At 73.5% G+C, this 17,941-nt stretch carries 16 protein-coding genes; 7 read left to right on the top strand and 9 right to left on the bottom strand.

Translation table 11 applies throughout. The annotated features are described in order from the left end of the window. Positions 1-3 precede the first annotated feature (3 nt). Entirely contained in the window at positions 4-348 is a 345-nt protein-coding gene (locus tag ACFY23_RS20435) for a hypothetical protein (protein WP_350684246.1), read from the bottom strand. Then, entirely contained in the window at positions 345-737 is a 393-nt protein-coding gene (locus tag ACFY23_RS20440) for a YbaB/EbfC family nucleoid-associated protein (RefSeq protein WP_350684254.1), read from the bottom strand. Before ACFY23_RS20440 ends, ACFY23_RS20435 begins: the two co-directional genes overlap by 4 nt. A 153-nt stretch (positions 738-890) precedes the next feature. On the opposite strand from ACFY23_RS20440, the gene mycP (ACFY23_RS20445) reads away from it, so the two are divergent. Continuing rightward, positions 891-2,186, top strand: coding sequence for a type VII secretion-associated serine protease mycosin (gene mycP / locus ACFY23_RS20445; RefSeq protein ID WP_350684247.1), 1,296 nt, complete (start codon positions 891-893; stop codon positions 2,184-2,186). Between the two features lie 157 nt (positions 2,187-2,343). Here the strand turns inward: mycP (ACFY23_RS20445) and ACFY23_RS20450 are convergent, their stop codons facing one another. The 3 genes from ACFY23_RS20450 to eccB all read right to left on the bottom strand — a co-directional run bounded on the left by ACFY23_RS20450 (position 2,344) and on the right by eccB (position 4,559). Continuing rightward, a complete protein-coding gene (locus tag ACFY23_RS20450; protein ID WP_350684248.1) occupies positions 2,344-2,631 on the bottom strand; it encodes a WXG100 family type VII secretion target in 288 nt (95 codons plus the stop codon). Between the two features lie 17 nt (positions 2,632-2,648). Then, positions 2,649-2,978 (bottom strand): WXG100 family type VII secretion target, encoded by a 330-nt coding sequence (locus ACFY23_RS20455; RefSeq protein ID WP_350684249.1) that lies wholly within the window; start codon positions 2,976-2,978, stop codon positions 2,649-2,651. A 165-nt stretch (positions 2,979-3,143) separates the two neighbouring features. Then, positions 3,144-4,559: a type VII secretion protein EccB gene (gene eccB / locus ACFY23_RS20460; RefSeq protein ID WP_350684250.1), complete on the bottom strand. Its 1,416-nt coding sequence runs from the start codon at positions 4,557-4,559 to the stop codon at positions 3,144-3,146. Positions 4,560-4,699: 140 nt separating this feature from the next. Here eccB and ACFY23_RS20465 point away from each other — a divergent pair, with 140 nt between their 5' ends. Next, positions 4,700-5,446 (top strand): SUKH-3 domain-containing protein, encoded by a 747-nt coding sequence (locus ACFY23_RS20465; protein ID WP_350684251.1) that lies wholly within the window; start codon positions 4,700-4,702, stop codon positions 5,444-5,446. Between the two features lie 48 nt (positions 5,447-5,494). Here ACFY23_RS20465 and eccD read toward each other — a convergent pair whose 3' ends face one another. Next, positions 5,495-6,883 carry a type VII secretion integral membrane protein EccD gene (eccD, locus tag ACFY23_RS20470; RefSeq protein ID WP_387038237.1) on the bottom strand — a complete coding sequence of 463 codons (1,389 nt, stop codon included), beginning with the start codon at positions 6,881-6,883 and terminating at the stop codon, positions 5,495-5,497. Between the two features lie 141 nt (positions 6,884-7,024). On the opposite strand from eccD, the gene eccCa reads away from it, so the two are divergent. From eccCa to ACFY23_RS20495, 5 genes are all read left to right on the top strand, one after another. Further along, positions 7,025-10,978, top strand: coding sequence for a type VII secretion protein EccCa (eccCa, locus tag ACFY23_RS20475; RefSeq protein ID WP_350684252.1), 3,954 nt, complete (start codon positions 7,025-7,027; stop codon positions 10,976-10,978). A 108-nt stretch (positions 10,979-11,086) separates the two neighbouring features. After that, complete coding sequence (locus ACFY23_RS20480; protein ID WP_350684253.1) at positions 11,087-11,704, top strand: hypothetical protein; 618 nt, start codon at positions 11,087-11,089, stop codon at positions 11,702-11,704. 34 nt (positions 11,705-11,738) lie between these two features. After that, on the top strand, positions 11,739-13,550 hold the full coding sequence (locus ACFY23_RS20485) for a hypothetical protein (RefSeq protein ID WP_350819197.1): 1,812 nt from the start codon (positions 11,739-11,741) through the stop codon (positions 13,548-13,550). Positions 13,551-13,651: 101 nt separating this feature from the next. Continuing rightward, positions 13,652-15,004: a type VII secretion-associated serine protease mycosin gene (gene mycP, locus ACFY23_RS20490; protein ID WP_350681477.1), complete on the top strand. Its 1,353-nt coding sequence runs from the start codon at positions 13,652-13,654 to the stop codon at positions 15,002-15,004. 15 nt (positions 15,005-15,019) lie between these two features. After that, positions 15,020-15,535, top strand: coding sequence for a hypothetical protein (locus tag ACFY23_RS20495; RefSeq protein WP_350681475.1), 516 nt, complete (start codon positions 15,020-15,022; stop codon positions 15,533-15,535). A gap of 69 nt (positions 15,536-15,604) precedes the next feature. On the opposite strand, the gene ACFY23_RS20500 is transcribed toward ACFY23_RS20495, so the two are convergent. From ACFY23_RS20500 to ACFY23_RS20510, 3 genes are read right to left on the bottom strand one after another with little or no spacing between them, the layout of a single operon-like run. Continuing rightward, entirely contained in the window at positions 15,605-16,867 is a 1,263-nt protein-coding gene (locus ACFY23_RS20500; RefSeq protein ID WP_350681473.1) for an SseB family protein, read from the bottom strand. Then, positions 16,861-17,346: an SUKH-3 domain-containing protein gene (locus ACFY23_RS20505; RefSeq protein WP_350681471.1), complete on the bottom strand. Its 486-nt coding sequence runs from the start codon at positions 17,344-17,346 to the stop codon at positions 16,861-16,863. Before ACFY23_RS20505 ends, ACFY23_RS20500 begins: the two co-directional genes overlap by 7 nt. Then, positions 17,343-17,711 (bottom strand): YwqJ-related putative deaminase, encoded by a 369-nt coding sequence (locus ACFY23_RS20510; protein WP_350681481.1) that lies wholly within the window; start codon positions 17,709-17,711, stop codon positions 17,343-17,345. Before ACFY23_RS20510 ends, ACFY23_RS20505 begins: the two co-directional genes overlap by 4 nt. Positions 17,712-17,941 lie beyond the last annotated feature (230 nt).

The following is a 17,941-nucleotide window of genomic DNA, read 5'->3' on the forward strand; positions in this document are numbered from 1 at the left end:
AGGTTACTTGTCCTCGCCGCCGAACCACGTGTCGACCATGTCGTCGACCTCGACGGTGCCGTCGACGGCGCTGGTCACGTCGGGACCCAGCACCTTGACCAGGTCGACGATGGTCTTGCCGCCGGTGAGGACGTTGGTGGCGGGAGCGTCGTCGCCACCCTCCAGGTAGTGCTTGTTGAACCCCTTGCCCGGCTCGTCGGTGCCCCAGGGGGCCGAGGCGTTGAGCGAGGAGATGGTGGCCGCGTGCTGCGCCCAGCGGCTGGCCAGCGTCGCGCCGGCGGCGCCGAGCCGACGGGCGCCGTCCCGCGCGCCGTCGGGGTTGACGAAGGTCTCGTTCGGGTTGGTCATCGTTCGTCCTCCCGCGGAAGTTCGCTGTCCAGCTGACGGAAGATGCCGTCCAGGTCGTGGTCCATGTACGCCTGGAACTGGCTGTCCGGCACGAAGGGCCGCATCAGCTCCTCGACGTCGGCCATCGCCTTCTCGGTTGCCCGCCGGATCGTGTCGGTGACGGTGGCGGAGAGTTCCTTCGAGTTCGGCCGCCGGTAGATGCGTGGGTCGAACTCCACCTTGACCACCTGGCCCCGGGGGCCAACGGTGACGGTGACGAACCCGTCGTCGGAGGTGACGGTGGCGTTCACGGCCTTGAGCCGTTGCTGGAGATCACCCACGCCCGAACGCATCCGCTCGAACTGGGCCATCAGCTCGTCGGCCCGGGCGCGCATCGCCTGCATGTCCATGGCGTCCTCCCCCTGCACGTCCATGTGCCGCCGCGACCCGACCGACGGCGTGACAGGTCGACCATACTGAACCGGCGCGACATCGGGGTATCCGGTCCAGGTCCGAGGATCGCTACGATGCACCGACGCCGTGAGACGGGAGGTGAGCGCGGAATGGCCCTCGGCCGTCGTACGTCCGCTGTTGCCCTGGTGGTGGCGCTGACGGGCACGACCATCCTCGGCTCGCCGGCGCGGGCCGTGGCGGCCCCGGCGGTCTGTGACAACCCGAGCGATCCGGGTCAGGTCATCAGCGAAACCCCGTGGCACCAGCAGTGGCTCTCGCCGCAACGGGTGTGGCCGTTCAGCACGGGCGCGAGGGTGCGGGTGGCGGTCATCGACTCCGGCTCCGACGGCGACCACGCCCAGTTGAGCGGCCGGGTGGCCACAGGCTTCGACGCGCTGCGCGGCACCGCCGGCGGCGACGTCGACTGCGTCTCGCACGGCACGGCGGTCGCCAGCCTCATCGCCGCCCGTCCGCAGGACGGCGTCGGCTTCCACGGCCTGGCCCCGGACGCCACGATCGTCCCGATCCGGGTCAGCGAACGGGCCGGCAACGAGGGCGGGGAGGACCAGGGCGGAAGCGTCTCCACAGCGGTCTTCGCGCAGGCCATCCGCCGGGCGGTTGACGACGGCGCGGACGTGGTGAACATGTCCGTGACGCTCTACCGCCCCGACGCCGCCGTCGAGAGCGCGATCCGCTACGCGCGGGAGAAGGACGTGGTGCTGGTCGCCGCCGCCGGCAACCTGCACCAGGACGGCGAGCGTCCCGACCCGGTGCCCTATCCCGCCGCCTACGAGGGTGTGATCGGGGTCGGCGCGATCGACCAGCAGGGCGCGCGGGTGAAGCAGTCGCAGGTCGGGCCGTACGTCGATCTCGTGGCGCCCGGCGGCGCGGTGGTGGCGGCGACCCGTCTTTCCGGCCATGCGGTCTGGAGCGGCACCAGCTTCGCGGCCCCGCTGGTGAGCGCGACGGCCGCCCTGATCCGTTCCGCCGAGCCGGGCCTGTCGGCGGAGGAGGTCACCCGCCGGCTGGTTGCGACGGTGGACCCGGCGCGCGGGAATCCGGAGCAGGGCTACGGGCAGGGCGTGCTGAACCCGTACCGGGCGGTCACCGAGCGGCTGACCAAGGGGGCTCCGGTGGCCCAGCCCCCGCTGCCCGACCCGTCGTACGACCCGGTGGCGCAGGAGCGCGCGCAGCGGTGGAGCGTCTTCGGTCGGGTGGCGCTCTGGGTCGGGCTGGTGGTGGCGGCGATCGCGCTCGCCATCGGCGCGGCGGCCTCGTTGCTGCCGCGCGGACGTCGCCTGCGGTGGCGGCCGACCCGGCCGGCGGCGCCGCCACCCCCGGTCCGGGAGGTCGACGAGCCCGAGGAGGCGTTCTTCCGGGTGCCCACCTCGCTGCCGCGAGGCTGAACAGGCACCCGAAGGCCGGGCCTGCGTCGTCGAAGCACGCCCGAAGCCGAGCCCGCGTAGTCAGGGCGCGCCCGAGGCCGGGCCCGCGTCGTCAGACGATGGCGGGAACGACGATGGCCCGGCACGGGGCCGGGCCATCGACGCGTAACGGTTGGGCTCAGTCGCCGAACTTCGCCCGGTTCGCGGCCTCGCGGGCCTGCATCTTGACCGCCGACTCGCGCAGCGCCTTCTCGATCCGGCCGAGCAGGTCACGCAGGTCGTTGGCGGCCGCCTCCCAGTCGCTCTGCCGACGGAAGTACGCCTCGCGGGCGTCACCGTCCCAGGTAGCGAGCAGCGGCGCGATGCCGGACTTGAGCCCGTCGAGCTCGCCGGTCAGGTTTCTCACGGCACCGCCGCAGCTGTCCGCCGCGGCGTTCAACGCACCGAAGTTGTAGCGAATCTCCATCTCGGAACCCCTCCCCGTCAGAGCTTGAGCGCCGCGGTGATCTGGCCGGCGGTGGCACCGGCAGAGTCCATGTCGGACCGGATCTCCTCGTCGCTGACGTCGTAGTCCTTACCGGCGGACCCGACGGCCTCGGCGATGGCCCGCAGCGCCACGTTCAACCGGGCCATGTCCTGGTCGAACCGCTCCCGAACCTGCTGGAACGAGCCCGCACCAGCACCCTTCCACTGGTCGTACAGCGGCGTGAGCTGGTCCATCAGCCCGTTCAGGTTGCTGGTGAGCCGGTCGGCGACGGCATCTACGTCACCCTCGGTCTTCACCATCAAGCCGGTGTCGGTACGCATCGTCATGGTGGAGTCACCCCCGTCCTCGTCGATCGCCCCGCGTCGCCGGGGGCAGCCATTGTTACGGCGCTCATGCACCATTTCTCGTACGAACCGTAACGGGTGGCGTCCAGCCGACGCTAGGCCGGTCGGCATTCGCACCCGCAACGTGCGCCACTGTGGCAGGTGCGGTCACTCCGGGTCCAGCGCCCGTTTCGCGTTCGCCGGGTCGAGCGCGGGGCCGGCCGGTAGCCGGACGACCAGGCTCGCCGGCAGTTCGACGGGCCGCACACCCTGGTAGCCGAGCATCGCCGGCACATCCTCGGAGGCCAACGGATACCGGTAACCGAGGTCGGTGACCAGATTCAGGGTGCCGGTCGGGGCGTCCGGCGACGGCATGGCGGCGACCAGCACGCCGTACCCGGGCTCGATGACCACCCGGTCGGCGAGCGGGATGCCGTCGCCGGTCTGCTCGCCGGTGCGTACCGGCTCCTTCACCGGCTGCACCTGGGCGTCCAACAGCAGGGTCGGCTCGTCCTGCCCCGGTTGGTAGCCGGCGCAGACGGCCGGCTGGTCGCCGGTCAGCCGGGCGACCTCGGGGCGTTGTTCGGGCGCGCGGTGACGCCCCGGCGCAGGGACCGGCGCCTTGGGAGCGGCTGCGGCGGTGCCGGCCGCGAGCGGTATCGGCCGGGGCGTCGACCCGTCCGAATACGACCGGTCGGCCATCAACACCTCGGCCTGCAGCGGAGTCAGCGGAACCAGCCGCTTCCGCTCGGCGAGGTAGTACTGGCGGCTGCCGTTCTGACTCTCCACGACGAAGATCTGGCCGACTCGGGCATCCCGCAGCGCGTCCGACGGCTCACCCCGGCCGGCCACCGTCCGGGTGTCGATCGGCTCGCCGGCGGGCAGCGCGTTGAGCCACGCCCCGCCCACCTCGACCACCGGCTCCGCGGTCATGATGAGCCCTTCGAGGACGATCTTCTCGTTGCGGATCTCGTACCGGTGGTCGTGCCAGATCAGGTGCAACCGGCTCGTCTTGGTGTCCCGGACCAACAGTGCGGTGTCGCCCATCTCACGTCCGCCGCTGGGCGCCCTGCCGACGGTGAGCACGGTGGTGGCCACGGTCCCACCGGCCTGGTTCCGGGCCGGTTGGGTGCAGAGCGTCCACGGTCCGGAGAGGATCCGCTTCGGGTCGGGCAGGGCGTCCGGTGCGTCCGGAATGCCGATCCGGGGGCCGCGCGGCGTGCCGACCAGCGAGTTCCGGGAGACGGAGACGGTGGGCACCGCCGACCCCATCGCCAGCAGCGCGGACGAGTAGTTGACCACCGGGTGCAGTCGGCCCTCCCGGTAGACGTACCGGGTGCCGGTCTCCTTCTCGAGGACGACCGCCCCGCCCGCCTTCCACTTGGTGGCGCCGCCGGGGCGCAGCAGGCCGTAGACGCCCACCGCGGCGAGGCAGAGCACCGCGACCATGACGCCCGCGAAGCCGGCGCCACCGAGCCGCCGGAACGGCGCGGCCTCCGGATCAGGTTCGCGCGCCACGAGCGCGGACGTCATCCGTTGGATGAAGAACTGGTACGACTGGACCTGGTCCCGCCGCGACGGCATGGCATCCTCCCCTGGCGTACGGTCGGCACGGACAGAAGCGCCGGACCGCGGTGCCTACCATAGGCACCGCGCCGAACACGGTGGTGCCGGCACCCGGTCGCAGCCGGCGACCAGGACGACCACGGCCCGAGGGAGTTCCGATGATCAGTCGTGACGAGGCGCTGGCCCGCGCCCGGGAGTGGGCCGCCGCCAACCACCCCGGCCCGACGCCGGAGGTCGACCTTTACGAGTTCGATCTGGGCTTCATCGCCTCTCGCCGTGAACCCGAGCCGGAGGCGGCGAACGGGCCGCCCCGGCCGCCGGCGGCGACCGGGCAACCCACAGCGGTCATCGACCGGGAGACCGGGGAACTGTCCCAGTGGCCGTCGCTGCCCGCCCCGGCGATCGCGGAACGGTACGCGAAGCACCGCGCCGCCGAGGGTCGCTTCCCGCCGGACGTCCGCGAGGTGCTGGAGAAGGCCGGTTGGTTCCCCGGCCGCGACATGACCGCCGCCGTCGACCTGTGGCTGACCCGCTTCGCCGACGAACTGGCCGGGCTGGAGTTCTTCCCGGCGGCCCGGGCCGCCCTGGTCGAATTCGGCGGCCTACAGTTGCCCCAGTTCGGCGGGCACGGCGAGCCGGGAGGCGGCTTCGGGAGCGCCCTCCACCCCACCCGGGGCGGTGTGTTGGCGGAGGGCTCCGAGACCTTCGCCGAGGAGTACGGCAACCGGGTCTTCCCGCTCGGCAACAACGCCGACGGGCCCTCCGAACTCGTCATCGACGCCCAGGGGCGGGTCTTCCAGCTGCACTGGGCCGACGACTTCCTCATCGGCCCCGACATCGACACCGCGATCATCGCGCTCGTCCGCGGCGGCAAGGCGCCGGCCGTGAGCGACGTCACATTGTGATCTTTCGGCGGCCCGGACACCTCGACGGACGAGGGCTGGCGTCCGGCGTCAGCCGTTCAGCGCGCGCATGAACGCGTACAGGCCCAGGACGCTGCAGGCCACCGGCACCACGGCCAGTTGCAGCAGGATGTCGAGAACGTCCCCGAGGCGGGCCAGCCGGGGCGACGGGGCACGCCGGCTGTAGGCGAGCCCGGCGCTGACCGAGAACCCGGCCGCGACCACCGCCACCGGCAGCACGGTCAGCACCCGCAGCACCGTTCCGGCGTCCGCCGCGCCGACCAGGGGCAGCAGGGCCAGCCCGACCAGGCCCACGGCGAGCAGCGGCACGCGGTGCCGGACGGTCGGCACCAGCCGGGCCCGCAGCAGGTGACCGAGTGCGACCACTCCGGTCAGCAGCAGGGCGGCGACCGAGCCGTGTGCGGTGAGCACGATCAGGCAGCCGACGGTGACCACGAACGAGCCGAAGATCATGCCGGTGAGCACCTCGTCGGCCCGGGCAGTGGCCTGGTAGACCACCTCGCGCCGGGGCTGGGGCTCGTCGCGCAGCAGGTCCTCGGCGGTGCGGGGCAGCGCCGGCATCGGCATCTTGCCGAGCCGCACGGCGAGCAGCGGCATCGCCGGCAGCAGCAGGGTCACCGCGCTGACCACGATCGCCGCGCCCTGCGCCGCGTCCATCGAGCCGAGGGCGAAGAGGCCGCCGAGCATGCCCCAGAACCCGGCGAAGACCGCCGCCACGAAGACCCGGGTCGCGTCGCCCACACCGAGGAAGCCGAGCAGGCCGGTGAGGAGCAGGACGGCGGAACCGAGCAGCACGTGTGGCGCGCCGAGCGCCCAGACGGACTCTCCGGTGCCGATCACCAGGGTGCCGCCGACGAAGGCGTACGGCAGACCGGCGGCGGCGACCACGGCCCCGGCGAGGGAGTCGGCCATCGCCCGGGACAGCACGATCCCGACCAGCAGCAGCACCCCGGCGGTGCCGAGGGCGATCACGCCACCGAGCCAGCCGGGCTCGTCGGACGCGACGATGACGGCCAGGCCGAGCAGCAGCAGCGCACCGGCGACGATCAGACCGGTCAGCCGGGTCGCGAGCGGGTTCCATGCCACACCACGCCGGCGGGCACCGTCCGCGACAGCCTCCATCAGATCGTCGTACGCCAGCTCGGGCCACTCGGTGCGGCGCGGCACCAGGTGCAGCGTCTCGCCGTCCCGGACCTTCTGCGCGGCGAGCGTACGGTTCAGGTCGACGGCGGTGCCGTCGGTGCGGCGCAGCATCCAGCCACCGTGTGACGTCCCGTCCGACGGGTGTTCTTCCGCCTGCCGCAGCACGGCGGGGAGCAGCCCGACGAGCGGCAGATGCTCGGGCAGGGCGAGATCGAGCCGTCGGTTCGGGGCGACGACGGCGATGCGCACGAGTCCGGTTCCGGCCTGGGTGACCACTGATGACCCCTCGGGACGAGGAGCGGACCGGATAGGGCCCGCGGCTGTCATGACGAAGAGAGGCTACCTACCATGTGCCGGTGGCGTGGGCGCCGGTTCGGTCCGATCGCATCCGGGCGCGCCAGCGGGGAGGTCTGATAGGTGAGCACGGTCGTCGTGAAACGTCCGGCCCGGCAGCCGGAGCCGGAGTACCCGTCCGGTGAGGTCCTGCTGGAGGCGCCACCCGAGGTGCCCGCGCCCAGTGGACGCGCCTGGGGCCAGATGCTGATGCTGCTGCCGATGCTGGCCGGCTCGTTCGCCATGGCGCTGATGTTCGCCGGCCGGGGCGGCAGCACCCTCGGTTACGTCACCGGCGGCCTCTTCGGCCTTTCCGCGATCGGCATGCTCGCGTCCCAGCTCACCAACAACTCCGGCGGCCCGAGCAAGCAGGAGATGCTGCAGAAGCGGCGCGAGTACATGACGCACCTGTCGCGGCAGCGCCGCCGGGTGCTCAAGACGATCCGCAAGCAGCAGGAAGCGGCGTTCTACCGGCACCCGGATCCGGACGCGCTCTGGTCCGTCCCGCTCGGGCCGCGGCTGTGGGAGCGCCGGCGCGGCGACGTGGACTTCGCGACCGTACGCATCGGTCTCGGCCCGCAGGAGCTGGCCACGCCGTTGGTCCCGCCGCCCGCGACGTCGCTGGAGAAGCTGGAGCCGATGTGCGCGCTGGCGCTGCGTCGCTTCCTGACCACCTACGGCGAGGTGCCGGACCTGCCGGTGACGATGGCGCTCAACGGCTTCGCCCGGGTTCACCTGCGTGGCGACGACGATGCGGTGCGGGGGCTGGTCACGTCGGTGCTCGCCCAGGCCACCGCGTTCCACGCGCCGGACGACATGCTCGTCGCGGTCTGCGTGGCCGCCGACCGGCGGGCCGCGTGGGAGTGGACGAAGTGGCTGCCGCACGCGCTGCACCCGACCCGCACCGACGCGCTCGGTCAGCTCCGGCTGGTCGCACCGTCGGTCACCGGGCTCGAGGCGATGCTCGACGACGTGCTGGCGAGCCGACCGCGGTTCAACTCCTCCGGTGGGGCTCAGGTGGGCGGGCCGCACGTCCTGGTCATCATCGACGGCGGCGACACCGCCGGATCGGACCACCTGATGACCGAGGGTGGTGTGGAGGGGGTCACGCTGCTTGACCTCTCCCACCCGGCGCCGCGGGTGCTGGACCGGGCCCGGCTGGTGCTCGACGTGTCCGCCGACCGGCGGCTGCAGAGCACCACCGTGGACGGTTCGGCGGAGATCGGGCGGGCCGACCACTGCCGGATCGCGGAGATCGAGACGCTGGCCATGCAGCTGGCCCCGCTGCGCCTCTCGGCCGCGTCCCGAGGGGGCGATGCCCCGCTCACCACCGAGCTGGGCCTGGCCGAACTGCTCAACCTCGGCGACCCGTACGACTTCGAGGTGGATCGGGCCTGGCAGCCCCGGCCGAACCGGGACCGGCTGCGGGTGCCGATCGGTGTGGGCACCGACGGCGCTCCGGTCGAGCTGGACCTCAAGGAGTCCGCGCAGGACGGCATGGGCCCGCACGGCCTGCTGATCGGCGCCACCGGCTCCGGCAAGTCCGAGCTGCTGCGCACGCTGGTGCTGGCGCTCGCCGCCACGCACAGCTCGGAGAGCCTGAACTTCGTCCTGGTCGACTTCAAGGGTGGCGCGACCTTCACCCGGCTCGACGCCCTGCCGCACACCAGCGCGGTGATCACCAACCTGTCCGACGAGCTGCCGCTGGTCGACCGGATGACCGACGCGATCAACGGTGAGCTGGTGCGCCGGCAGGAGTTGCTGCGCTCGGCCGGCAACTACGCCTCGCAACGCGACTACGAGAAGGCCCGGGCGGCGGGCGCCCCGTTGGCGCCGCTGCCGAGCCTGCTCATCATCTGCGACGAGTTCTCCGAGCTGCTCACCGCCAAGCCGGACTTCATCGACATGTTCGTGCAGATCGGCCGGGTCGGCCGGTCGCTCGGCGTGCATCTGCTGCTCGCCTCGCAGCGGCTGGAGGAGGGCCGGCTGCGCGGCCTGGACACCCACCTGTCGTACCGGATCGGTCTGCGGACGTTCTCGGCGATGGAGAGCCGGGTGGTGCTCGGCGCCACCGACGCGTACGAGCTGCCCCGTTCGCCGGGCCACGGCTACCTGCGCTTCGGCACCGAACCACTGGTCCGCTTCAAGGCCGCGTACGTCTCCGGCACCTATCGCAGCAAGACGGCCGAGGCGGTCGCCGCCGGTGACGGCGAGGAGCGCGTGCGGGAGTACAGCACCGCCTACGTCGCGCCGCCGGTGACCCGTACGGTCCAGGAGACGGCACCGGAGCCGGCCGACACGGGCGGCGAAAGCGTGCTGGACATCCTGGTCGGCCGGCTCGCCGGCCGGGGCGCGCCGGCCCACCAGGTATGGCTGCCCCCGCTGGCGGAGCCGCCGACGCTGGACCAGTTGCTGCCGCCGCTGACCGCGGACCCGGCCCGGGGCGTGACGGTGGCGCACGCCGGCCTGGTGGGCGAGCTGCAGGTGGCCGTCGGCGTCGTCGACAAGCCGTTCGACCAGCGCCGGGACGTGCTCTGGTTCGACCTGGCCGGCGCCGCCGGCCACACGGTGATCGTCGGCGGCCCGCAGAGCGGCAAGAGCACCCTGCTGCGTACGATGGTCGCCTCGCTGGCGCTGACCCACACTCCCCGGGAGGCTCAGGTCTACTGCCTCGACCTGGGTAGCAGCGCGCTCTCCTCGCTGCGCGACCTGCCGCACGTCGGCGCGGTCGCCACCCGGCTCGACGGCGGTCTGGTCCGCCGGACCGTCGCCGAGATGCAACTGCTGATGGGCGAGCGGGAGCGGCGGTTCGCCGAGCGCGGGATCGACTCGATGACCGAGTACCGGCGGGCCCGCCGGCACGGCCAGCACACCGACGATCCGTTCGGCGACGTCTTCCTGGTCATCGACGGCTGGTCCACCATCCGCGCCGAGTTCGAGGACCTCGAGCCGACCATCAACGACATCGCCAACCGGGGTCTCTCCTTCGGCATCCACCTGGTCGTCACCGCCGGCCGCTGGATGGACCTGCGCCCTGCCGTGCGGGACGTCTTCGGTACGCGGCTGGAGCTCTGGCTGGCCGACGCGGGGGACTCCCTCCTGGACCGTCGGGCCGCGATGAACGTGCCGGAGAAGTCACCCGGCCGGGGCATCACCGCCGACGGGCAGCAGTTTCTCGCCGCCCTGCCCCGCACCGACGGCGCGCAGGAGACGGACACCCTGCCCGAGGGGGCCCGCAAGCTGGTCAACGACCTGGCCGGCGCCTGGCAGGGGCCGGGCGCTCCGCCGATCCGGCTGCTTCCGCCGGTGGTCCCGTACAACAGCCTGCCGGCCACCGGGCGGCCCGGGGTGCCGATCGGCATCGCCGAGGTGGACCTCCAGCCGGTGCACCTGGACTTCTCCGCCGACCCGCACTTCCTGCTCTTCGGCGACGGTGAGTCGGGCAAGAGCACGTTCCTGCGGGCGCTGGCGCAGACGATCGTCGACCGCAACGAGTTGACCGAGGCCCGGCTGGTCATCGTCGACTACCGCCGCAGCATGCTCGGCGACATCACCACCCCGCACCTGATCGGGTACGGCTCGTCGGCCCAGCTCACCGAGGGCATCATCGCCGAGGTCGCCGGGGTGATGCGGGACCGGCTGCCACCCAACGACGTGACGCCCGACCAACTGCGCGCCCGCAGTTGGTGGAAGGGGCCGGACCTGTACGTCCTGGTCGACGACTACGACCTGGTGGCGGGCGCGGGCAGCAACCCGCTGACCCCGCTGCTGGAGTTCCTGCCGCAGGCCCGGGACATCGGTCTGCACCTGGTCATCGCCCGCCGCACCGGCGGCGCGAGCCGGGCGCTGTACGAGCCGGTGCTGATGCGGCTGCGGGAGATCAGCACGCCGGGCATCGTGATGTCCGGCAACCGCGACGAGGGTGTGCTGCTCGGCACCGTCCGCCCCGGGCCGCTGCCGCCCGGCCGGGGCTGGCTGGTCACGCGGCGGGAGGGCACCCGCCTCGTGCAGTTGGTGAACCTGCCGCCACGGACGTGAGCACCATGCGGGGTTGCCCGATGAGGCTATCGTCCACCAGAGTGGAAGTATGGGGTCGCGGCTGGGGGCACAGCCGCGCCGCTGGCGTGTGAGCGAACGGGGAGGCAGATGGGCGACGAGTGGCTCGTCGACGAGAACATCGACGTCGACATCCAGCAGCTGAAGGACTTTGCGAAGGCCATCCAGGACGAGCTGGAGACCAATTTCCGGCCCAGCTTCGAGAACGGCGTACGCCCCATGCTCACCGTGCAGGCGCCGTTCGGCGGAGGTGGGCTCAAGGAGGGCAAGTTCTTCCGGGGCCGGCACGACGACAGCCGCGCGGCGGTGTCGCACATGCTCGGCGACGCGATGAAGGGCCTGGTCTCGCTCAGCACGGCCGCGGCGTCGATCTCCGCCGAGTACCTCACCGGGGACGCGCTGGCCCAGGCCACCAACGACGACGTCTACAACGCCTTCATGGGTGTCGACGGGCAGAAGACGCTCAACGACTACTGGCAGCAGGGCGGGGACGAGCACAAGGATCCGTCCAGCACGGTCCCGCAGGAAGCCATGGACCCGGCGACCTACTACGGCCCGGACGTCTGCACCGCGGACGACGACTCGGAGGAGACGCCGGAGGTGGACAAGTCGGAGACCATCGGCGAGGGCTCCGGCTCCTACCAGGTCCAGGGCGACAACGAGCGGATGTACGGCGACGAGGTGGCACGCCCGGACGTGCGGTCCTGACGGTGGGCAGGGGACGGGAACCTGAGGAGCGGGGATGAGCGACAACTACTACGGATGGACGAAGCCGTACGACCCGGGTTTCTCCGGCAACTATGACGACTACGCCGCCGAACGGTCTGCCCAGGCCGCACCCTACGAGCCCACACAGTGGGACGGGGTCACCATCGAGGAGATGTGGGAGTACGCCCGCAAGGAGAGCGACGAGCGCACCGTCGCTCTCGCCGAAACCTGGCGGCGGACCAGCAGCCTGCTGCAGACCACGCGGGAGAACCTCAAGCGGCACGCCGACGCGCTGGACGCCAAGTGGCGGTCGCCGGCGGGCCGGGTCTTCATGAGCAAGGTGGGCGCGGCCCTCTACTCGCTGGACGAGTGGAAGGAGGTCGCCGACAAGACGGCCAGCGGTCTGGAGCAGCTCGCCGGCAAGATCGAGCAGACCCAGCGGGACATGCGTGAGCTCTGGCTGGAGTACAAGGCCGAGCAGGAGCACCAGGCCCAGAAGCGCAAGGAGGACGACGAGGGCGGCCTCCAGTGGGGCGACATCTGGTTCCAGAGCAACGACGGCAAGACGTTCGAGGAGGTGCAGAAGGAATTCCACGAGCGGGCGAAGAACATCGTCAAGCCGCTCGCGGACCTCTACATCGACGTCTACATCTCGAACATCACGCGCGGCGGCATGTACAAGGGACCGACGAACGCGGTCGTGCACACCCCCTCGCTGGCCCCGCGGCCCACCCGACCCGGCGCACCGGCCGGGCCGAGGCCGGTAGCCCCGACCATGTCCGGTGACCGGCCGACCCGGCCGGACATGCCCAGCCGCCCCGACACGACCACCACGCCCACCGCCCCGCCGCCGCCCGGCCTGCCCGACGACGTCAGGCTCGCCGGCATCGTGACCACGCCTCCCGCGCCGCCCGGGCCCCCGCCCGCCGCGCCGCCGGTCACCGGCACGCCGGCAACCCCGCCCCCGCCCACCCCGGTGCTGCCGTTGGCCGGCAGCCAGGGCAACCCGCGTCCGACCGCGCCGAACACCAGCCGGCCGGGCACCCCGCGCACCAACCTGCCGGGCGCCGGGGCACCCAACCCGGGCACCCGCGGCCCGGCGCCGAACCGGCCCACCCTGCCGGGTGCCGGGGCACCCAACCCGGGCACCCGCAGCGCGGCGCCGAACCGGCCCACCCTGCCGGGCACCGGCAACCCCGGCCCCGGCGGGAACCCGGCGAATCGCGGCGCCGCGCCGAACCGACCCACCCTGCCCGGCAACACCGGCACCGGCCGGCCGGGTGGCCCCCGCTCCGGCGCGCCGGGCCTCGGCACTCGGCCGACCGGTCCGGCGACCCCGCCGTCCAGCCCGCGCCTGCCGGGCAGCACCGCCGGCCCCAGGCACGCGGGGGGCACTCCGGCCCGGCCGGCGTCGCCGCCGCCGAGCCTCGGCGGCCAGCGCGGCACCGGCCCGGCCACGCCCGGCCCGCGCGCCGGCTCCCCGACCACCGGCCGTCCCGGCACACCGCCGAGTACCGCTCGCCCGGCCACGCCGAGCACCGGCGGCACCCGTGCGGGTGGCCCGCTCACCCCTGGCGCGGGCGCCCGTCCGGATCTCACGGGCCGTGGCGCGGCGCGTCCGGCCCCTGCCACCGGGCCGGCGCCGTCGCTGGGTGGTAGCCGGGGAGGCCCGGCCGTCCCAGGCGCCCGCAGCGCCGCCCACCGGGCTGAGGACGAGCTGGAGACCTGGGAGTACGGCGAGGGCGACGACGAGCTCTGGACCACCGAGCCGGCCGCGGCCGGCTCCATCGAGGCGCCGGCGGAGCACCGACCGCAGCAGCAGGGCAAGGCGCTCGGTCAGGGCTGACACACGAGCGGGCCGGTCACCCCACCATGGGTGGCCGGCCCGTACCATGCGGTGACCGTGCATCCGGCCGATCGACGGCCCAAAAAGGAAGGTACGAGCAGATGCGTCTCGTCCCCCGCCCGGCGGCCACGGCCACGGCCGCGCTGAGCGCCCTGGCGGCCCTGGCCCTGGTCCTGGCGGGCACGCCGGCCCAGGCCGCCGACGGCCGCAAGGACGCCTGGCACCTCGACGCCCTCGAACTGACCGAGCTGCACAAGGTCAGCCAGGGTGAGGGCATCACGGTCGCGGTCGTCGACACCGGAGTGGACGCCCGGCACCCGGACCTGAAGAACAACGTGCTCCCCGGCGTGGATCTCTACGACGACCGGAGCAAGGGGCACCAGGACCGGCAGGGGCACGGCACCGCGATGGCGTCCCTGATCGCCGGGCACGGGCACGGCGCGGGCGGCCGCGAGGGCGTGCTCGGTGTCGCCCCGAAGGCCAAGATCCTGCCCGTGACCGTGCAGGGCGCCGAGGGCAAGGCGATCATCGCGCCGGACGCGCTCGCGGCCGGGATCGACTGGGCGGTGGACCACGGCGCCGACGTCGTCAACGTCTCCCTGGGCAGCTCGACCGACGTCGATCTGGACCGGGCGGTGAAACGGGCCTACCAGAAGAACGTGATCGTCGTCGCCGCTGTCGGCAACAAGCAGGACGCGATCATCGGTAGCCCGGCCCGGCACCCCGGCGCGCTCGCGGTGACCGGCACCGACCGCAACGGTCGCCCCAGCCAGATCGCCGCCATCCCCGCCGAGGAGACCGACCTCGCCGCACCCGGCGACGACCTGTTCGCCGCGCTGCCTAACGGGCAGTACACGATGAGCACCGGGAGCAGCGGCTCCGCCGCGCTCGTCTCCGGCGCGGTCGCCCTGGTGAAGTCGAAGCACCCGAACCTCAACTCGTACGACCTGTTCAAGCGGATGCTGGAGACCACGCGGGACGCCGGCAAACCGGGTAAGGACCTCGACTACGGCTACGGCCAGCTCGATCTGCGCCGGGCGTTGACCGGGGAGCCGGACGGCCGAGGCAACCGGAGCCAGGCGGCTCAGGAGCCCGAGGTCGACCCGACCCTCGCCCGTGCACGCGCGGTCGAGGGACCGGGCGCCGGCGAGACCGTCCTGGTGACGCTGATCTGGGTGGCGTTCCTGCTCGTCGTCGTCACCGGTGTCGTATTGGCGGTGGTGCTGCTCCGGCGCCGCCGTCGACGTCGGGCCGGGGCGCCCGCGACGGAAGCACTCATCGCGGTCGGGGCACCCGCCGCCTCCCCGCCGCCGTACCCGCCGGCACCGGGCGAGCCGTACCCGCCGGTGACGGGAGCGCATCCGGGCGTGCCGCCGTCGGGCCCGGCGGGCGGGCCGCCGGCGCACCCCACCGACCCGACGGGCGACGCCGGCTGGCGCCGGCCGGGCGCCTGACGGACAGGAGGCGAGATGTCGACCCAGTTCCCCGGCGCCGTACCCCCGTCACCGCCCGGCGCCGTACCCCCGCATGCCGGACCGTCCGGTGCGCCGGTGCCGCCCACGGCCGCCCGGCGGCCGGTCACGGTGGTCGCGGCGATCCTCCTGATGGTGCCCACGGCCCTCACCTGGCTCGTCGCGGGCGTCGCCTTCTTCGTGGCGATGGCGAGGAGCGACGGAGACGGCAAGATCTTCCTGATCGTCCTCGCCGTGCTGATCCTCGCGCTCTGCCTGCTGGTGGTGGCCCTGACGGTGGGTGGGATGGTCCTCGCCTGGCGTCGGGCGGGGGGCACCGCGGGGCTGCGGACACCGGCCACGTTCACCTTCGGGCTCTTCGTCGTCGCCCTGGTCGGCCTGCTCGTGCAGGGCAAGCTCAGCTTCCAACCGACGATGGTCACGCCGCTGGCCGTGGGCGGGCTCGCCGGGGTGGCACTCGCCCTGCTCAAGAGCCGGTCGGCCAGGGACTGGTCCGGCGGCGACCGACGCTGACGCGCGCTGCCGGCGCAGCCCCGGCCGTCCCGGGCCGCGGCGGCGCCAGGGCCACGAGCCGGCCGACGGTCAGGCCGGCACCCAGCGCCCGCTGGCCGCGTCGAAGCGGGCCAGCAGCTCGTCGCGGCCGTCGTGGTGCAGGCAGTGCAGGCCCGTCCCGTCGGGTACTACCAACGACTCCATCCGCGGCTGGCCGCGCCCCCAGTCTTCGGGCGTGTCCTCGTCGGGTTCCCACCGCAGCACGGCCACCCACTCGTCGGACTCCGCGAACGGCGAGCCCTCGCCGAGCAGGCCGAGGCGCCGGTAGAGCCGGGTGGGCGTGTCCCGGCCCGGCCCGGCCCAGGCGTGCACCAGCCCGGCGGCCCGCTGATAGCCGTCCTCCAGATACGACGGCAGGTACCGGTGCGGGATCACCAGCTGCAGCCGCACCGGCAGGTCCGGGTCCGGCTCGTACTCGTCGTCGTCCTCGTCCGGCGCCGTCCGTTGCGCCGGTACGCCCACGGTGGCCGGCTCGGCGTACGCGGCCGTCTGCAGGCGCTGACGCTCCTCGTCGGTGGCGTCGGTGACCGCCTGCCGTAGCTGACCGAGCCAGTCGCGCAGGGTCCGCACGGCCTCGCCGGGCAGCGCCGCCGCCAGCGGAGTGCCGGGGTTCAGCAGGAGCTGCCACGACGGGTCCGGCCACTGCTCGGCCAACTGGAGGCTGCTGACCGCGACCAGGTCGTGGTCGCCGAGGGCCTGTCGCAGGCGGGCCTCGGTGGTGAAGACCGGCAGGCAGGGCTGCCCCTGCTCATCCGGGAGGCACCACCACGGAAAGTCCGGATCGGACAGGTCCCGCGACTCGGACCCGCCCGGCCGCAGCGGCAGCAGCAGCTCCGCCCGGAGCAGGGCCGCCATCAGGGCGTCCGGCTCCTGCCGGCCGATCGCGTCGCGTAGCTCCCGCTCAGCCTCGAGGGCGGGCGCGGCGATCGCACGCACCTCCCCGGCGGTGAGCCGGACGCCGATCGGTAGCCCGGCGTCGATCGCGAGCAGCCAGTCGTCGTCCGGCCAGTCGGCGGCCAGGTCCGCAAGGGCGAGCACGCGGTAGCTGACCGACTGCCCGGGCAGGCAGGCGGCTATCGCCTCGGGTGAGGTGAACGCGATGACGTGGGTCCGCCCGTCGTGCCCGGCCGTGGGCCACGCCGCCGGCGCGCGGCCGGCTGCCGCCTCGGGGGACACCGGCAGCAGCAGCGGTCCGGTGGCCAGCGTCGCCAGGAGCGTGTCCCGGTCCCCGGCCTCGGCGGCGGCCAGCAGCGCCTCCTCGGTCGGGGTCGCGGGCCCCCAGTCGGTCACCACCTGCCGTCCTGGAGTACCCGGCGGGGCTGCCGGCCGAGCACCAACGCGGTGATCGCCTCGTCGAGGTGCTCGCCGAGATACCAGTCGCCGCCGTGGTCCAGCACGAACACGCGCCCCGGCTCGTCGACCGCGAGGATGCCGGTGCCGTCGCCCTCCTCGCCGAGCGGCGTGAGCGGCGCGCCGATGGCCCCGGCCAACGCGGCGAGGGTGGCCGCCGAGTGGCTCACCAGGAACGGGTCCAGGTGGAAGGTGCTGGGCGCGATCTGTTCTCCGTCGCCCTGCGGGCGGACCAGCAGGCCGCCGAATTCGGCGTACGCCTCGACGGCGGCGCGGACGACGGTGTGCTGCCGGCCGTCCGGCGCGGCGTCGGCGGCCAGCCGCAGCGCCCACTGCCGGGCCCGGTCGTCGTCGCGGTGGCCCGGAACCCAGCCGGCGACCTGGAGCGTCTCGGCCACCAGGGGTGGGAAGCGGTCGGTCATGCCAGCGCCTCCACGCCGAACCAGTCGAGCAGGGCCGCGCACGAGCGGCAGGGCGGCTGCACCTCACCGTGGCGGGGGTCGCCCTCTTCCCGGACCCGGGTCACCCGCACCTTCGCGCCCCACAGCAGCGACCGGGCCCGGGCCGGGCTGAGCGACTCCCCGTCGGCCTCGGCCGCGTACAGGCGGTCGGAGAGCAGCACCGTCTCGGCGCACCAGCCGGCGAAGCGCTCCCGCTGGCCGCTCGGCAGCTCGTGCAGGAAGCGCCGGATAACCGGGTGCAGGTCGGGCGCGAGGTCGCCGCGGATCGAGGTGTGCGTGTGGACGGTCCCGTCGACCAGCAGCGCGCCCGCGGCGAGCGGCAACATCCGGAGTTCCGCCATCCGTCCTCCCGCTCTCGCGTACCAGCCATCGGTCCGGCCTGAGCCTAGCGGCCCGTCGCCGTGCCGCTCGGGCCGGCACCGGGCTGCCCGACCCGTCGTCGACCTGACCCGGCCGCCGCCAACCTTCCCCGGCACCGCCGATCGGCTCCGCCAGCAGCCGACGCGCCCGGTCCCGCCGTCCGCCGGACGGGTCCCGGGTGGCACGGTTCGGCTCG

It is taken from the genome of Micromonospora sp. NPDC000121, assembly GCF_042899165.1.
In the GTDB taxonomy this organism is placed as follows: Bacteria; Actinomycetota; Actinomycetes; order Mycobacteriales; family Micromonosporaceae; genus Micromonospora.